This is a genomic window from Serratia sp. CY40230, assembly GCF_052168835.1.
Lineage (GTDB): Bacteria > Pseudomonadota > Gammaproteobacteria > Enterobacterales > Enterobacteriaceae > Serratia > Serratia nematodiphila.
Genome location: NZ_JBJNLX010000001.1, coordinates 1,052,222 through 1,068,014 on the forward strand (window position 1 = coordinate 1,052,222; position 15,793 = coordinate 1,068,014).

Here is a 15,793-nt window from a genome sequence, read left to right on the forward strand (position 1 = left end):
GAAAAATGCGTCTGTTTAAATTATTCAATTAAACCAGAATCAACAGAGCCAATACGACCACTGCACCCACACCCATAGACGCTATATACCAACGCACCTGGCCGTTCTCGCTCACCGTCAGACCGCGGTTCCCCCAGCGGGAGAAGACGGCCGGCAGGTTCATCAGCGAGTTCAGCGGATCGCGTTGCAGCAGCTTCGCAATGCCCAGATACGGCTTGACGAATACTTTGTCATACAGCCAGTCGAAGCCCCAGGCATGGAACCACCAGGTCGAGAAGAAACGCCCCGGTGCGCTGTTGGCGATGCTGTTGACCAGGCTGCGTTTGCCCAGCCACAGCGCGGCCGCCAGCAGAATGCCGACGATAGCCACCACGCCGGAGGTGATTTCAAGCCGCAGTACGCTGCCGTGCGCCAGCTCGGTCGTCTCCGGCAGCACGCCCTGCAACGGCGGCACGATCATCGCGCCGACGAAGGTGGACAGCACCAGCAGAACCAGCAGCGGCAGGTGGTGAGTGATGCCTTTACCGGCATGCGCTTTGATTTTCTCTTCGCCATGGAACACGATGAAAATCATACGGAAGGTGTACAGCGAGGTCATGAACGCACCGACCAGGCCGGCAACCATCAGGTTGATGTGGCCGTTGGCCATCGCGCCCGCCAGGATCTCGTCCTTACTGAAGAAGCCGGCCGTGACCAGCGGCAACGCAGACAGCGCCGCGCCGCCCACCAGGAAGCAGACGTACACCAGCGGGATGCTCTTGCGCAGGCCGCCCATCTTGAAGATGTTTTGCTCGTGGTGGCAGGCCAGGATCACCGAACCGGACGACAGGAACAGCAGCGCCTTGAAGAACGCGTGAGTCATCAGGTGGAAGATCGCCGCGTCCCATGCCTGCACGCCCAGCGCCAGGAACATGTAACCGATCTGGCTCATGGTGGAGTAAGCGAGCACGCGCTTGATGTCGGTCTGCACCAGCGCGGCGAAGCCGGCCAGCAGCAGAGTGACCGCACCGACGATGCCCACCAGATGCAGCACTTCCGGCGCCATCAGGAACAGGCCGTGCGTGCGGGCGATCAGGTAGACGCCTGCGGTCACCATGGTCGCCGCGTGGATCAGTGCGGAAACCGGGGTTGGGCCCGCCATAGCGTCCGCCAGCCAGGTTTGCAACGGCAGCTGCGCCGATTTACCGACCGCGCCGCCCAGCAGCATCAGCGTCGCCCAGGTGATGGCCGTATCGCCCACCGCCAGTTTCTGCGGCGCCAGGATCATCAGCTCGCGGATGTTCAGCGTGCCCAGCTCGTTGTAGAGGATGAACAGCGCGAACGCCAGGAACACGTCGCCCACGCGGGTGACGATAAAGGCTTTCATCGCCGCCGCGCCGTTGGCCGGATCTTTGTAGTAGAAGCCGATCAACAGGTAGCTGCACAGGCCCACGCCTTCCCAACCCAGATACATCAGCAGCAGGTTGTCCGCCAGCACCAGGACCACCATGCTGGCGATAAACAGGTTGGTGTAGGCGAAGAAGCGCGAATAGCCCTCTTCACCGCGCATGTACCAGGAAGCGAACATGTGGATGAAGAAGCCGACGCCGGTGACCACCGACAGCATGGTCAGCGACAGGCCGTCCAGCACCAGGGTCACGCCGATATTGAAGTTGCCGACGGCCATCCAGGTCCACAGGCTTTGCTCGAACAGCTGCACGCCGGCGGCTTTCTGGGCGAAGAAATCCATCGCCACATACACCGTGACCAGCGCAGCCAGGCCGATAGAGCCCACGCCGACGGTGGCCGCCGTGTTCTCAGACCAACGACCGCGGGAAAATGCCAACAGCAGGAACCCGATCAGCGGTAGCAGAATTGTTAAATATAATAGGTTCATCCGCGCATCTCACTGACAGTATCAATATTCAGGGTATGACGACGACGGTAGAGCTGCAGCAGCAGCGCCAGGCCGATACTGGCCTCGGCTGCCGCCAGGCTGATCGCCAGGATGTACATCACCTGCCCGTCCGCCTGGCCCCAGTAGCTTCCCGCCACGATAAACGCCAACGCCGCAGCGTTGATCATCACTTCCAGGCTGATCAGCATAAACAGCAGGTTGCGGCGCACCAGCAGCCCGGTCAACCCGAGCACAAACAGGATAGCCGCCAGGATCAGGCCGTGTTGAAGAGGGATCATGCTTGCTCCTCCGATTTTCTTCTCGCCATTTCGCCACCCACCGGCGCGTTGCTCAGCACCTCGCCAGGCTTGTGCTCGCGGCCGATATGGAAGGCGACAACCAGCCCCGCCAACAGCAGCATTGAAGCCAGCTCAACCGCCAGTACGTAAGGCCCGAACAGGCTGATGCCCACCGCCTTCGCGTCGACCATCTCACCGCTGATGCCCTGATCGGATACGCTGCGGATCGCAACGATCAATACCACCAGCAGCGCCAGTGACAGCAGGCCAGGCCCGATCCACACCGTCGGTTTCATCCAGTCGCGCTCTTGCTGCTGCACGTTGCCGAGGTTCAGCATCATCACCACGAACACGAACAGCACCATGATGGCGCCCGCATAAACGATGATTTCCAATGCGGCGGCAAAGTAGGCGCCGAGAGAGAAGAAGACTGCCGAGATCGCCAATAACGAGACGATCAGATACAGCAGCGCATGCACAGGGTTGGTATGGGTGATCACGCGAATCGTCGCGGCCACCGCAATCAAACCTGCCAGATAAAATGCAATTTCCATGCTTGCTGGCTCCTTAGGGCAACAGACCTTTGACGTCGATCGGTTTGGCTTCGTTTTCGGCTTCGCCTTTGGCTTTGCCGTCAATCGCCATACCGGCCATCCGGTAGAAGTTATATTCCGGATATTTACCCGGCCCCGAGATCAACAGATCTTCTTTTTCGTACACCAGATCCTGACGCTTGTACTCACCCAGTTCGAAATCCGGCGTCAGCTGGATAGCGGTGGTCGGGCAAGCCTCTTCGCACAGGCCGCAGAAGATGCAGCGCGAGAAGTTGATGCGGAAGAACTCCGGATACCAACGGCCGTCTTTCTGTTCTGCTTTTTGCAGCGAGATACAGCCGACCGGGCAGGCAACCGCACACAGGTTACAGGCGACGCAGCGCTCTTCGCCGTCCGGATCGCGCGTCAGCACGATGCGGCCGCGGTAGCGTGGCGGCAGGTACACCGGTTCTTCCGGATACATCTGGGTTTCGCGCTTGGCGAAGGCATGCATGCCAATCATCCAAATGCTGCGCATCTGGGTGCCGAAACCAACCACTAACTCTTTCAATGTCATGGTTTATTCACCCCTTATTGAGCGTTGTACAAAATGACCGCGGCGGTCGCCAGCAGGTTCAGCAGCGTCAGCGGCAGGCACACTTTCCAGCCGAAGGACATCACCTGGTCATAACGCGGACGCGGCAGCGCGGCGCGGATCAGGATGAACATCATCATGAAGAAGGCCGTTTTCAACGCGAACCAGATGAATGGCGGCAGGAACGGACCCTGCCAACCGCCGAAGAACAACGTCACAATCAGGGCGGACACCGTAACGATACCGATGTATTCCCCCACGAAGAACAGACCGAACTTCATGCCGGAATATTCGATGTGGTAACCGTCGGCCAGTTCCTGCTCGGCTTCCGGCTGGTCAAACGGGTGGCGGTGACACACCGCCACGCCGGCGATCGCGAAGGTCACGAAGCCGAAGAACTGCGGAATGACGTTCCAGACGTGCGCCTGAGATTCAACGATGGCCTGCATGTTGAACGAATCCGCCTGCATTACCACGCCCATCAGCGACAGGCCGATGAACACTTCGTAGCTCAGAGTTTGCGCGGAGGCGCGCATCGCGCCCAACAGCGAGTATTTGTTGTTGCTCGACCATCCGGCGAACAGCACGGCGTACACCGCCAGGCCGGCCATCATCAGGAAGAACAGAATACCGATGTTGAGATCGGACACCGCCCAGGTCGGGCTGACCGGCACGATGGCAAATGCCAGCAACAGGGAAGTAAAGGCGATCATCGGCGCCAGGGTGAAGATCACCCGGTCGGAGAATCTCGGCACCCAGTCTTCCTTGAAGAACATTTTGATCATGTCGGCGACCAGCTGCAGCGAGCCGCCCCAGCCTACGCGGTTCGGTCCGTAACGGTTCTGGAACAGGCCGAGCAGGCGGCGTTCGCCGAAGCTCATGAATGCCCCGCACGCCACGACCACCAACAGGATCACGACCGCTTTAAGAATGGCGATCAAGATGTCGATCACCTCAGGGGTAAACCAGCTCATCGTGCCGCCTCCCGCAGATTGTCTACCTTAGCACCCACCAAGATCGGCGGGATCCCTGGCAAGCCGAGCGGCAAACCAACCTGGCCCTGGGTCAGGGTTTCACTCAGACGCACCGGCAGACGCAAGGTCTGGCCCGCACAGCTGAACTCCACCAGGCTGCCCGCGTTGACGCCAAGCGTCGCCGCGTCGGCCGGGTTGACCATCACGTAGGCTTCCGGCATACGCTGCTGGATCACGTGAGAGCGCTGCGACATTTCATCGCTGCCGAACAGGTGGTAATAAGGCGCGACACGCCAGCCGTCGACCGGATTGAAGGCGGCTGGCACGCGGTCGAAGTAACCGAGGCTGCCCTCCCCCGCTTCGATCAGGCGCACGCCCGGATCGCCGTGGCGCAGTTTGCCGCCCACTTCGGCCTGGAACTTGTTCCAGGCCTGCGGTGAGTTCCAGCCTGGCGCCCAGGCGAACGGGATCTGCTGACGATCGGCCAGCGGGCTGTTGTTCCCTTCCATCGAGAAGGCGAACATGGTGTCTTTATCCTGCGGCTGACGCGGCTCGTGCACGCTGATGTTGGCGCGCATGGCGGTACGGCCGCTGGAACGGTGCGGCGAACGCGCCAGCTTCTGACCGCGAATGCGGAACGTCGCGTCCGGCGCGGCGTCGACGATGCCCTGCAGCTGCGGCAACGCGGCGACGCAAGCGGCGATCACGTCATCGAGCTGGGTCCAGTCCACGTGGCGGCTGGTGTAGGTGGAGTGCAGCGAGTGCATCCAGCGCCAGCTTTCCAGCATCACGGTGAACTGATTCTTCTTGGCGTCGTCGTAATAAGCCGGATCGTATACCTGGAAGAAGCGCTGCGCGCGGCCTTCCTGGTTGATCAGCGTACCGTCGCTCTCGGCGAAGCTGGCCGAGGAGAGGATCAGATTGGCTTTGTCCATGATCGCGGTGCGCTGGTGGTCGGCGACGATCAGGTTATTGACCTTGGCCAACGCCGCGTCCACCTGCGCCGCCGGCGCATGGCGATAGAGATCGTTTTCCATCACGATGGCGGTGTCGGCTGCGCCGCTCGCCAGCTGTTCCAGCGCCTGATCGAGCGAACCGCCGCCGATCATCGCCAAACCCATGCTGTTGGCTGCGCCCGCCACGAAGGTGATGCCGACATCGGAACCGCGGCCCTTCAACGCTTTGGCGATGTTGGCCGCCGCTTCGATGATGGCTTCGCTGCCGGCGTTGCTGCCGGTCACGATCAGCGGTTTGCGTGCGCCGGTCAGCGCCTGCACGATGATGTCGACTTTCTTGTTCAGGCCTTCAGCCAGATCGTTCACCGCCGGCGCTGCGCTATCCAGCGCGTGAGCGATGGCGAAGCCGAAGCGCGCCTGCTCGTCTACCGGCGCGCGGTAGTTCCAGGCGGCGATGTCGTCCAGGCGGGTGTTGTCGACGTTGGTGGTAAACAGCGGGTACTTGGCGTGCTGGCCGATGTTCTGCACCGCCGCGATCTGCCAGTCGGCAACGCGCTGCGCCGCCGCCATCGCGCGGGCTTTACCCTTGACGGCCTGGCGCACGGACAGCGCGATGCGCGCGCCGGTTTGCGTCAGGTCTTCGCCCAGCACCAGCACCGCGTCGTAATCTTCGATCTCACGCAGCGCCGGCGTATGAACGCCGCCGTTCTTCAGCACATTCAGCATCAGCGCCAGGCGTGATTGCTCCGCCTGAGCGATACCGGTGTAGTAGTTCTCGGCGCCGACCAGCTCGCGCAGCGCGAAGTTGCTTTCCAGGCTGGCGCGCGGGGAGCCGATGCCGATGGTTTTCTTCGCCTGACGCAGGATGTCCGCCGCGCCCTGCATCGCCTGCTCGGCGTTCAGGGTGATCCAGTCGTCGCCGCGCAGTTGCTGCGGTTGACGCGGACGATCTTTCTGGTTGACGTAGCCGTAACCGAAACGGCCGCGGTCGCACAGGAAGTAGTGGTTCACGCTGCCGTTGTAACGGTTTTCGATACGGCGCAGCTCACCATAGCGCTCGCCCGGGCTGGTGTTACAGCCGATGCTGCACTGCTGGCAAATGCTCGGCGCGAACTGCATGTCCCATTTACGGTTGTAACGCTCGGAGTGCGTTTTGTCGGTGAAGACGCCGGTCGGGCACACTTCCACCAGGTTGCCGGAGAACTCGCTTTCCAGCGTGCCGCTTTCCGGGCGACCGAAGTAGACGTTGTCGTGTGCGCCGTACACGCCGAAGTCGGTGCCGTCCGCATAGTCTTTGTAGTAACGCACGCAGCGGTAGCAGGCGATGCAGCGGTTCATCTCGTGCGAGATAAACGGCCCCAGCTCCTGGTTGTTGTGGGTGCGCTTGGTGAAGCGGTAGCGACGGAAGCTGTGGCCGGTCATTACCGTCATATCCTGCAGGTGACAGTTACCGCCTTCCTCACAAACCGGGCAATCGTGCGGGTGGTTGGTCATCAACCACTCGACCACGCTTTCACGGAACTGCTTCGCTTCGCCGTCATCGATGGAGATGAAGGTGCCATCGGATGCCGGGGTCATACAGGACATCACCAAACGGCCGCGCGTATCTTCCGCGTTTTGGTATTGCTTTACCGCACATTGGCGGCAAGCGCCGACGCTTCCCAGCGCCGGATGCCAGCAAAAGTAAGGAATATCAAGGCCGAGGGAGAGACAAGCCTGCAGCAGGTTGTCCGCCCCGTCTACCTCATACTCTTTGCCGTCTACATGAATCGTAGCCATAGTCAGCATGCTTCCAAGTGGCCTGCCTTGCGGCAGGCGTTAATCAAAAATTCTGGCCGTGTTCGGGCGAATTCGGCTTACCAGCGCTGCTTCAGCAGGTTGTTCGGCTGAATGCCGCCAATCGCATGAGCGTTGCCGAAGTGCTGCACGGCGATACCCGCCTCGAACTCTTCACGGAAATATTTAATCGCGCTTTGCAGTGGCTCTACGGCACCTGGCGCGTGGGCGCAGAAGGTTTTGCCCGGGCCGAGGGAACGGCACAGCTGTTCGAGGGTTTCGATATCCCCCGGCTGCCCTTCGCCGTTTTCCAACGCACGCAGGATCTTCACGCTCCACGGCAGGCCGTCGCGGCATGGCGTACACCAGCCGCAGGACTCGCGGGCGAAGAACTCTTCCAGGTTGCGCACCAGCGGCACCATGCCGATTTCGTGGTCTACCGCCATCGCCAGCGCGGTGCCGAGACGGCTGCCGGCTTTGCCGATTGCGCCGTATTCCATCGGCAGGTCGAGGTGATCGGCGGTCAGGAAGTCGGTGCCCGCGCCGCCCGGCTGCCAGGCTTTGAAGCGCAGACCGTCGCGCATGCCGCCGGCGTAGTCTTCCAGGATTTCACGCGCGGTGGTGCCGAACGGCAGCTCCCAGACGCCCGGATTTTTCACCCGGCCGGAGAAGCCCATCAGCTTGGTGCCTTTGTCTTCACTGCCGGAGATGCCGGTGTACCACTCCACGCCGTTCGCCAAAATGGCCGGCACGTTGCACAGCGTTTCGACGTTGTTGACGCAGGTCGGCTTGCCCCACACGCCGGCGCTGGCCGGGAATGGCGGCTTGGAGCGCGGGTTGGCGCGGCGGCCTTCCAGCGAGTTGATCAGCGCGGTTTCTTCGCCGCAGATGTAACGGCCGGCGCCGGTGTGCACGATCAGCTCGAAATCAAACCCGGTGCCGAGAATGTTCTTGCCCAGATAGCCGGCTTCGGTGGCTTCCGCGATGGCGCGACGCAGGTGCGCCGCCGCTTCGATGTACTCACCGCGCAGGAAGATGTAGCCACGGTAGGCTTTCAGCGCGAACGCGGAGATCAGCATGCCTTCCACCAGCAGGTGCGGCAACTGCTCCATCAGCAGGCGGTCTTTATAGGTGCCCGGCTCCATCTCATCGGCGTTACACAGCAGGTAACGGATGTTCATGGATTCGTCCTTCGGCATCAGGCTCCACTTCAAACCGGTGGAGAAGCCCGCGCCGCCGCGGCCCTTCAGCCCGGAATCTTTCACCAGGCTGACGATCTCGTCGGGCGCCAGGCCCTTCAGGGCCTTTTCCGCACCGGCATAGCCGTTTTTGCTGCGGTATTCATCCAGCCACAGCGGCTGCTTGTCATCGCGCAGACGCCAGGTCAGCGGATGCGTTTCGGGAGTGCGTACAATGTGCTTGGTCATTGATACTGCTCCAGTAGCGTCTCGATATCTTCAGGCTTCAGCTGACTGTGAGTGTCCTCATCAATCATCATGGTCGGCCCTTTATCGCAGTTGCCCAGACAGCAGGTCGGCAACAGCGTGAAGCGGCCATCAAAGGTGGTTTGACCCGGTTTGATGTTCAGCTTCTTCTCGATAGCGGCCTGAATGCCCTGGTAACCGGTGATGTGACAAACAACGCTGTCACAATAACGGATCACGTGACGTCCTACTGGCTGACGGAAAATCTGGCTGTAGAACGTGGCCACGCCTTCTACGTCGCTGGCGGGGATGCCCAGCACTTCCGCGATGGCGTAAATCGCACCGTCCGGAACCCAGCCGCGCTGCTTCTGCACAATTTTCAGTGCTTCGATGGAAGCGGCGCGCGGATCCTCGTAATGGTGCTTTTCGTGCTCGATCGCATCACGTTCTTCCGCGCTCAGTACAAATGCATCAACGCCGCTCTGAGGAGCGGCTGCGTTGATGGGCTCGAGCGCATCATTGACTGCGTGATTGTCTTTTTGATCATGCATAGTTAGCGGTCCACATCTGACATTACAAAATCGATACTACCCAGATAGACGATCAGGTCGGAAACCAGGCTGCCTCGGATGACCGATGGGATCTGCTGCAGGTGCGCAAAGCTCGGCGTACGTACCCGGGTGCGGTAGCTCATGGTGCTGCCGTCGCTGGTCAGGTAGTAGCTGTTGATCCCTTTGGTGGCTTCAATCATCTGGAATGATTCGTTGGCTGGCATCACCGGGCCCCAGGAAACCTGCAGGAAGTGGGTGATCAGCGTTTCAATGTGCTGCAGCGTGCGCTCTTTCGGCGGCGGCGTAGTCAGCGGGTGATCGGCCTTGAACGGGCCTTCCGGCATGTTGTTCAGGCACTGTTCGAGGATGCGCAGGCTCTGGCGCAGCTCTTCCACCTTCAGCATCACGCGGGTGTAGCAGTCGCTGGTGCCGTCGCCGACCGGCACTTCGAAGTCGAAGTTCTCGTAGCCGGAGTACGGGCGCCATTTACGCACGTCGAACTCAACGCCGGTCGCGCGCAGGCCGGCGCCGGTCACGCCCCACTCCAGCGCTTCTTTGGCGTTATAAGACGCGACGCCGATGGAGCGGCCTTTCAGGATGCTGTTCTTCAGCGCCGCTTTCACGTAGGAGTCCAGACGCTTCGGCATCCAGTCGAGGAATTCACGCAGCAGGCGATCCCAACCGCGCGGCAGATCGTGCGCGACGCCGCCGATGCGGAACCAGGCCGGGTGCATACGGAAGCCGGTGATCGCTTCCACCAGATCGTAGATCTTCTGACGGTCGGTAAAGGCGAAGAACACCGGGGTCATCGCGCCGACGTCCTGAATGAAGGTGGAGATGTACAGCAGGTGGCTGTTGATGCGGAACAGCTCGGACAGCATCACGCGGATGGTGTCGACGCGCTCAGGCACCTTGATGCCGGCCAGCTTTTCAACCGCCAACACGTAAGGCATTTCGTTCACGCAGCCGCCGAGGTACTCGATGCGGTCGGTGTACGGAATGTAGCTGTGCCAGGATTGACGCTCGCCCATCTTCTCGGCGCCGCGGTGGTGATAGCCGATATCCGGCACGCAGTCGACGATCTCTTCGCCGTCCAGCTGCAGAATGATGCGGAACGCACCGTGCGCGGACGGGTGGTTCGGGCCGAGGTTGAGGAACATAAAGTCTTCGTTCTCGGTGCCGCGCTTCATGCCCCAGTCTTCCGGCTTGAAGGTCAGCGCTTCCATCTCCAGATCTTCTTTCTGCTTGGTCAGCACGAAAGGATCGAATTCAGTGGCGCGCGCCGGGTAGTCCTTACGCAGCGGGTGCCCTTCCCAGGTCTGCGGCATCATGATGCGCGACAGGTGCGGGTGGCCGTCGAAGGTGATGCCGAACATTTCCCAGGTCTCGCGCTCATACCAGTTGGCGTTCGGGAACACCTTGGTCGCAGTCGGCACGTGCAGGTCTTTTTCAGACAGCGCCACCTTCAGCATGATGTCGCGGTTGCGTTCGATGGAAATCAGATGGTAGAAAACGGAGAAATCCGCAGCGGGCAGGCCGTCGCGGTGGGTGCGAAGACGTTCGTCCACGCCATGCAGATCGAACAGCATGACATACGGCTTCGGCTGTTTTCTCAGGAACGTCATTACTTCCAGCAACTGGTCAGGTTTAACCCATACCACGGGCATGCCGGTACGGGTGGCCTGAACAGTAAAGGCTTCCGGCCCAAAACGGTTGCGCAGTTCGCCGATCACCGGGTCGTCAAGGTGATCTCGGGTCTGCCAGGCAGGCAAGGCGTCGTGCGTCGTCAAATCTGTCATAATTTTTTTTCACCACACTAAAGGGTTATTCGCCGCAAGTTTCACTTTTCGCTGTGTTAACCAATAGCGCACTAAGATGGACGTTAAATGAACGTCTTAAATCTCGTCAGGCGTCCGGAGGTTGGTCACCGCGATGCGCTCGCCGTGTTTACGCTCTCTTTCAGACTGCATATTGGCGCGGTAAACGCCCTGATCGCCGACAACCCACGACAGCGGGCGACGTTCTTTGCCGATGGATTCCTGCAGCAGCATCAGCGCTTGCATGTAAGCTTCCGGACGCGGTGGGCAGCCGGGAATGTACACGTCGACCGGCAGGAACTTGTCCACGCCCTGCACCACGGAATAGATGTCGTACATGCCGCCGGAGTTGGCGCAGGCGCCCATTGAGATCACCCACTTGGGCTCCAGCATCTGCTCGTACAGGCGTTGGATGACCGGAGCCATCTTGGTGAAGCAGGTGCCGGCCACCACCATCAGGTCAGCCTGACGCGGGGAGGCGCGCAACACTTCCGCACCGAAACGCGCCACGTCGTGAACGGCGGTAAACGACGTCACCATCTCCACGTAACAGCACGAAAGGCCGAAGTTATACGGCCAAATAGAGTTTTTACGCCCCCAGTTCACCATGTCATGCAGCGCATGTTCGAGTTTACCCATGTAAACCGTGCGGTGAACCTGTTGTTCCAGGGGATCGGCGACGATCTCCTGTTTTTGCAGGGGATAACGGTCGTTCTCACCGTTCGGGTCTATGCGGGTGAGCGTATAGTCCATCTTAATGCCTCGCTGTTACTGCGGATGACTGTTGGTGTTAGTGATCGTGCTCGGTTTGCTGCGGCGTTGGGAACGCGCCGGAGTCCAATCCAACGCGCCGATGCGCACCAGATAAACCAGACCGGCCAATAGCACCAAAATGAAAATGGCGGCTTCGATAAAGCCCACCCAGCCGCTCTCGCGAATCGAGACCGACCAGGCATACAGGTATAAGGCTTCAACGTCGAAAATAACGAAGAACATGGCCACCAGGTAAAACTTGGCGGACAAGCGCATGCGCGCCGTGCCGACGGAGTCGATACCTGATTCAAACGGGGTGTGTTTGGCGCGCGCCCGGGCTCTCCCGCCCAAGAAGAACGCACCCAGCAGCATTAAGCCGCAAAGCCCGATAGCCACGACGAGAAATACGGCGAGCGCCCAGTGATGAGCGATAACTTCAGTGGTTGTTGACATACTCTATGCTTACTCATCAAAAGTGGCGTCGATCGCACTGCTCTTGTCACCGGCAGTTAGTGCGCCACATCGATTTAAGGGAAGGATAAATAACCACACAAACAAACTGCTTTTACAGCGAGTTAGGCAGCGTTTTTCTGTGGGCTTTTTACTCCTTTCTATAACCTTTTGTCAACTTTGACAAAAGTATCTACACACTAGTTTACATACGTATCATTTGATTAACATTTGATGCGCCAGGGACAGGCTAAATCGTGTCAGTTAATTTTTGTGTAGAAACAGATAGATATAAACCAACATGCACATTTCAGTTTTACTATACCATTGTCTCAGGAATTCCCTGTTCTTCCACTCACTACCTAGGGGTATTTTTTTGATCCAGGACACGTTTTCAGCATAAATCCTCAAAAAAAGTGTGGCCCTTTAACAATTTTCCTCAAATTACGCCGCAAAAACGGCCGTCATAAGCTAACAAAATAACCCTGCTATTACCATGCCTTTAACTCATTCAATCTTATTGTTCAAAAAATAAACCCAGCATCTTAAACCCGGTCAAATTCTCTTTTCAGCAACGCTTAAAAGTTAATAAAACAGCCAACTCATAACAAAATCGTCATTAAATCCCTATAACAGTAAAAATCGCCAAAAAAAGGGCAAAAAAAACCTCCGCCGAAGCAGAGGTTTTTCATCAGATATCACGCCGCGGCGTTATTCTTCTTCGTCCACCAGGCTGGCGTCATCCTGATCGCCCTGGAGACCGGCTTCCGCGCCGTTGAAACCATAGCCGTCATTGCCGCCCTGCATCGCGCTGAAGATGGCCATTGCCAGTTCGTTGCTGCACTGCGCGTTTTTGCACAGCGCATACTGGGTATCCGGCAGCGGCGGCAAACCTTCCACCGCGCCCAGCACCCGCAGATCGGGGCTCATCATCTCGATCGGCCGCGCGGTCACGCCCAGGCCGGCCTTACAGGCCGCCCGCACCGCAGACAGCGTGGAGGCGACGTAGGCGATACGCCACGGGATACCGGCTTCGTCCAACTGTTTGATCGCCAGCGCGCGGAACGGGCTTGGTTCATCCATCACCACCAGCGGGATAGGTTCGCCGGCCTGATAGTGGTAATCGGCAGCGCAGTACCACAGCGTCGGCGACGTGCGCAGCACGATGTGCGGGTGCCCGGCCGGATCGGCCGTGGTCACCGCCAGATCGATCTCACCCTCTTCCAGCAGATCGACCATCGTCGTGCTGCGCTTTACGCGCACGTCAATGGCCAGCTTCGGATAGATGGCGGTCACGCGGTTCAACAGGAAAGGCAGAATGGTATCGGCGGTGTCGTCGGAAGCGCCGATGGTCAGAACACCTTTAATATTGTTGTACATCAGCGAGGTACAGGCTTCGTCGTTAAAGCGCAGGATCTTCCTGGCATAACCGAGAAGCTGAATACCATGCTCAGTCAGGAGTTTGTTGCGCCCATGGCGGGCAAACAATTCTTTGCCGACCAGTTGCTCTAATCGCTGCATTTGTTGGCTGACGGCTGATTGCGTACGGCAAACGGCAACAGCCGCCGCCGCGAAGGTATTCAAATCAGCAACCGCAACAAAGGTTCTTAGCAGATCGAGGTCGAGATTAAGTATCGGACGATTTGCAGTTGTCATAGTGTATTCTTCACTTTTTTAAATTCTAATTTACGAACTACTACCCTGGTGTGTTTCTCAGACGCCGTTGAAAAGGACGGAGCCTGTTATGACAGTACCCCACTCATAAGTGGAGGGCAAAAAAATTACTTATGATTCGTTACCTCTATCGCCTTTTAAAATGCGATCTATCGATGGTGCTTATAGAACGCGGGGGACTGAATACCGGTGGAAAGGGAAAACCCCCACCGAACCTGAGATTTTACTCATTGATACCGCCTAATTTCCACTCCATTCGTGCTACTGAGAATCCTTATCAACCGGCGTTCAGACTGCATTTACGAGCAAGAAATATAAATAATTAACGGCACCCACTTCGTGTTATCACTCAATGAATTTAATAAATTCAATCAGTAAGATTTTTACTTTAAATAATAATCCTATAACCACATAAACAATGCTTAAGCTGAAATATAAAGTAAAGCTAATGTAAATATGCCATTTTCTTAGTGTGGTGCGCTAACCGGCAACCCGCTATCAGACAACTCCGGTATTATCGTTCCTTTACAGTTTATTGAAGCCCATTCTCACTTTCGGCTTATCATTTCACTGCTACCGGCCGCGATCGCCGGCACGTCTCGTTTATCGACACGCAATTTCACAGAACAAAACCCTAGTAAAATTATAGTTCATGAAATTATGAACCACAAAATAACTTTACCTTTGCTTATCATAACTAAAATCCCCCGTTACGACATGCATTTGCACCAAAGGCGTGCAAAACCCTTCAAAAGCAACTACGCCAGGAGTACATTGGGCGGGTTGCGGCGTCCCACGGTAGGAGCGCCCCTATCCCAGCAAAAGGCTCAACTTTTTATGTCCCCCATTGAGAAATCCAGCAAACTGGACAACGTCTGCTATGACATTCGCGGCCCGGTGCTTAAAGAAGCTAAACGTCTTGAAGAAGAAGGCAACAAAGTCCTGAAACTGAACATCGGCAACCCTGCCCCGTTCGGTTTCGACGCCCCGGACGAAATCCTGGTCGACGTGATCCGCAATCTGCCCACGGCGCAAGGTTACTCCGATTCCAAAGGCCTCTTCTCGGCGCGTAAAGCGATCATGCAGCACTATCAGGCGCGCAACATGCGTGACGTGACCGTTGAGGATATCTACATTGGCAACGGCGTCTCCGAGCTGATCGTTCAATCCATGCAGGCGCTGCTCAACAGCGGCGACGAAATGCTGGTGCCGGCGCCGGACTATCCGCTGTGGACCGCCGCGGTCTCGCTGTCCGGCGGCAAGGCCGTACATTACCTGTGCGATGAGCAGGCCGGCTGGTTCCCGGATCTGGACGACATCATCAGCAAGATCACCCCGCGCACCCGCGGCATCGTGATCATCAACCCGAACAACCCGACCGGCGCGGTGTACAGTAAAGCGCTGCTGGAGCAGATCGTCGAGATCGCCCGCCAACACAACCTGATCATCTTCGCCGACGAAATCTACGACAAGATCCTGTATGACGAAGCGGAGCATCATTCGATCGCTGCGCTGGCGCCGGATCTGTTGACCGTGACCTTCAACGGCCTGTCGAAAACCTACCGCGTGGCGGGCTTCCGTCAGGGCTGGATGGTGCTGAACGGGCCGAAGAAGCACGCCAAAGGCTATATCGAAGGGCTGGAGATGCTGGCTTCGATGCGCCTGTGCGCCAACGTGCCGATGCAGCACGCCATTCAGACCGCGCTGGGCGGTTATCAAAGCATCAGCGAATTCATTCAGCCCGGTGGCCGTCTTTACGAACAGCGCAACCGCACCTGGGAACTGCTCAACGACATTCCGGGCGTCTCATGCGTGAAGCCGCAGGGCGCGCTGTATATGTTCCCGCGCATCGATGCCAAACGCTTCAATATCCATGACGACCAGAAACTGGTGCTGGATCTGCTGCTGCAGGAAAAAGTGCTGCTGGTACAGGGGACCGCATTCAACTGGCCCTACCCGGATCACGTGCGTATCGTCACCCTGCCGCGCGTAGACGAGCTGGAAATGGCGGTCGGCAAGCTAGGCCGTTTCCTTGAAGGCTACCATCAGTAATCGCCTGGGGCGCAGCGCCTTGCTGCGCCCTTCTCTCATTGCCCGGTTGCAAAATTCGCCGTC

13 protein-coding genes are annotated in these 15,793 nt (G+C 58.3%); 1 reads left to right on the top strand and 12 read right to left on the bottom strand.

Annotation, left to right across the window (positions count from 1 at the left end; translation table 11 throughout):
• Positions 1 to 28: 28 nt before the first annotated feature.
• From nuoL to lrhA, 12 genes are all read right to left on the bottom strand, one after another.
• Positions 29 to 1,876 (bottom strand): NADH-quinone oxidoreductase subunit L, encoded by a 1,848-nt coding sequence (gene nuoL / locus ACJ8IJ_RS04945; RefSeq protein WP_004936005.1) that lies wholly within the window; start codon positions 1,874 to 1,876, stop codon positions 29 to 31.
• On the bottom strand, positions 1,873 to 2,175 hold the full coding sequence (nuoK, locus tag ACJ8IJ_RS04950; RefSeq protein WP_004936014.1) for an NADH-quinone oxidoreductase subunit NuoK: 303 nt from the start codon (positions 2,173 to 2,175) through the stop codon (positions 1,873 to 1,875). Before nuoK ends, nuoL begins: the two co-directional genes overlap by 4 nt.
• A complete protein-coding gene (gene nuoJ, locus ACJ8IJ_RS04955) occupies positions 2,172 to 2,729 on the bottom strand; it encodes an NADH-quinone oxidoreductase subunit J (RefSeq protein ID WP_004936018.1) in 558 nt (185 codons plus the stop codon). The genes nuoK and nuoJ overlap by 4 nt, the downstream gene beginning before the upstream one ends.
• 13 nt (positions 2,730 to 2,742) lie before the next feature.
• Positions 2,743 to 3,285, bottom strand: coding sequence for an NADH-quinone oxidoreductase subunit NuoI (gene nuoI, locus ACJ8IJ_RS04960; RefSeq protein ID WP_004936019.1), 543 nt, complete (start codon positions 3,283 to 3,285; stop codon positions 2,743 to 2,745).
• Between the two features lie 14 nt (positions 3,286 to 3,299).
• On the bottom strand, positions 3,300 to 4,277 hold the full coding sequence (nuoH, locus tag ACJ8IJ_RS04965; protein ID WP_004936022.1) for an NADH-quinone oxidoreductase subunit NuoH: 978 nt from the start codon (positions 4,275 to 4,277) through the stop codon (positions 3,300 to 3,302).
• Entirely contained in the window at positions 4,274 to 7,012 is a 2,739-nt protein-coding gene (nuoG, locus tag ACJ8IJ_RS04970) for an NADH-quinone oxidoreductase subunit NuoG (RefSeq protein WP_031300541.1), read from the bottom strand. Before nuoG ends, nuoH begins: the two co-directional genes overlap by 4 nt.
• 77 nt (positions 7,013 to 7,089) lie before the next feature.
• Positions 7,090 to 8,436 (bottom strand): NADH-quinone oxidoreductase subunit NuoF, encoded by a 1,347-nt coding sequence (gene nuoF / locus ACJ8IJ_RS04975; RefSeq protein ID WP_004936030.1) that lies wholly within the window; start codon positions 8,434 to 8,436, stop codon positions 7,090 to 7,092.
• Positions 8,433 to 8,984: an NADH-quinone oxidoreductase subunit NuoE gene (gene nuoE, locus ACJ8IJ_RS04980; RefSeq protein ID WP_004936034.1), complete on the bottom strand. Its 552-nt coding sequence runs from the start codon at positions 8,982 to 8,984 to the stop codon at positions 8,433 to 8,435. Before nuoE ends, nuoF begins: the two co-directional genes overlap by 4 nt.
• A 2-nt stretch (positions 8,985 to 8,986) precedes the next feature.
• The gene (gene nuoC / locus ACJ8IJ_RS04985; protein ID WP_004936036.1) at positions 8,987 to 10,783 is read right to left on the bottom strand and encodes an NADH-quinone oxidoreductase subunit C/D; all 1,797 of its coding nucleotides are present in this window, start codon (positions 10,781 to 10,783) and stop codon (positions 8,987 to 8,989) included.
• A 96-nt stretch (positions 10,784 to 10,879) separates the two neighbouring features.
• Positions 10,880 to 11,554: a NuoB/complex I 20 kDa subunit family protein gene (locus tag ACJ8IJ_RS04990; protein WP_004936039.1), complete on the bottom strand. Its 675-nt coding sequence runs from the start codon at positions 11,552 to 11,554 to the stop codon at positions 10,880 to 10,882.
• A 15-nt stretch (positions 11,555 to 11,569) separates the two neighbouring features.
• Positions 11,570 to 12,007, bottom strand: a complete 438-nt coding sequence (gene nuoA, locus ACJ8IJ_RS04995) for an NADH-quinone oxidoreductase subunit NuoA (RefSeq protein ID WP_004936040.1) — start codon at positions 12,005 to 12,007, stop codon at positions 11,570 to 11,572.
• 708 nt (positions 12,008 to 12,715) lie between these two features.
• Complete coding sequence (gene lrhA / locus ACJ8IJ_RS05000; protein ID WP_004936045.1) at positions 12,716 to 13,660, bottom strand: transcriptional regulator LrhA; 945 nt, start codon at positions 13,658 to 13,660, stop codon at positions 12,716 to 12,718.
• Positions 13,661 to 14,515: 855 nt separating this feature from the next.
• On the opposite strand from lrhA, the gene ACJ8IJ_RS05005 reads away from it, so the two are divergent.
• Positions 14,516 to 15,730, top strand: coding sequence for a pyridoxal phosphate-dependent aminotransferase (locus ACJ8IJ_RS05005; RefSeq protein WP_004936047.1), 1,215 nt, complete (start codon positions 14,516 to 14,518; stop codon positions 15,728 to 15,730).
• The last annotated feature ends 63 nt before the right edge of the window (positions 15,731 to 15,793 follow it).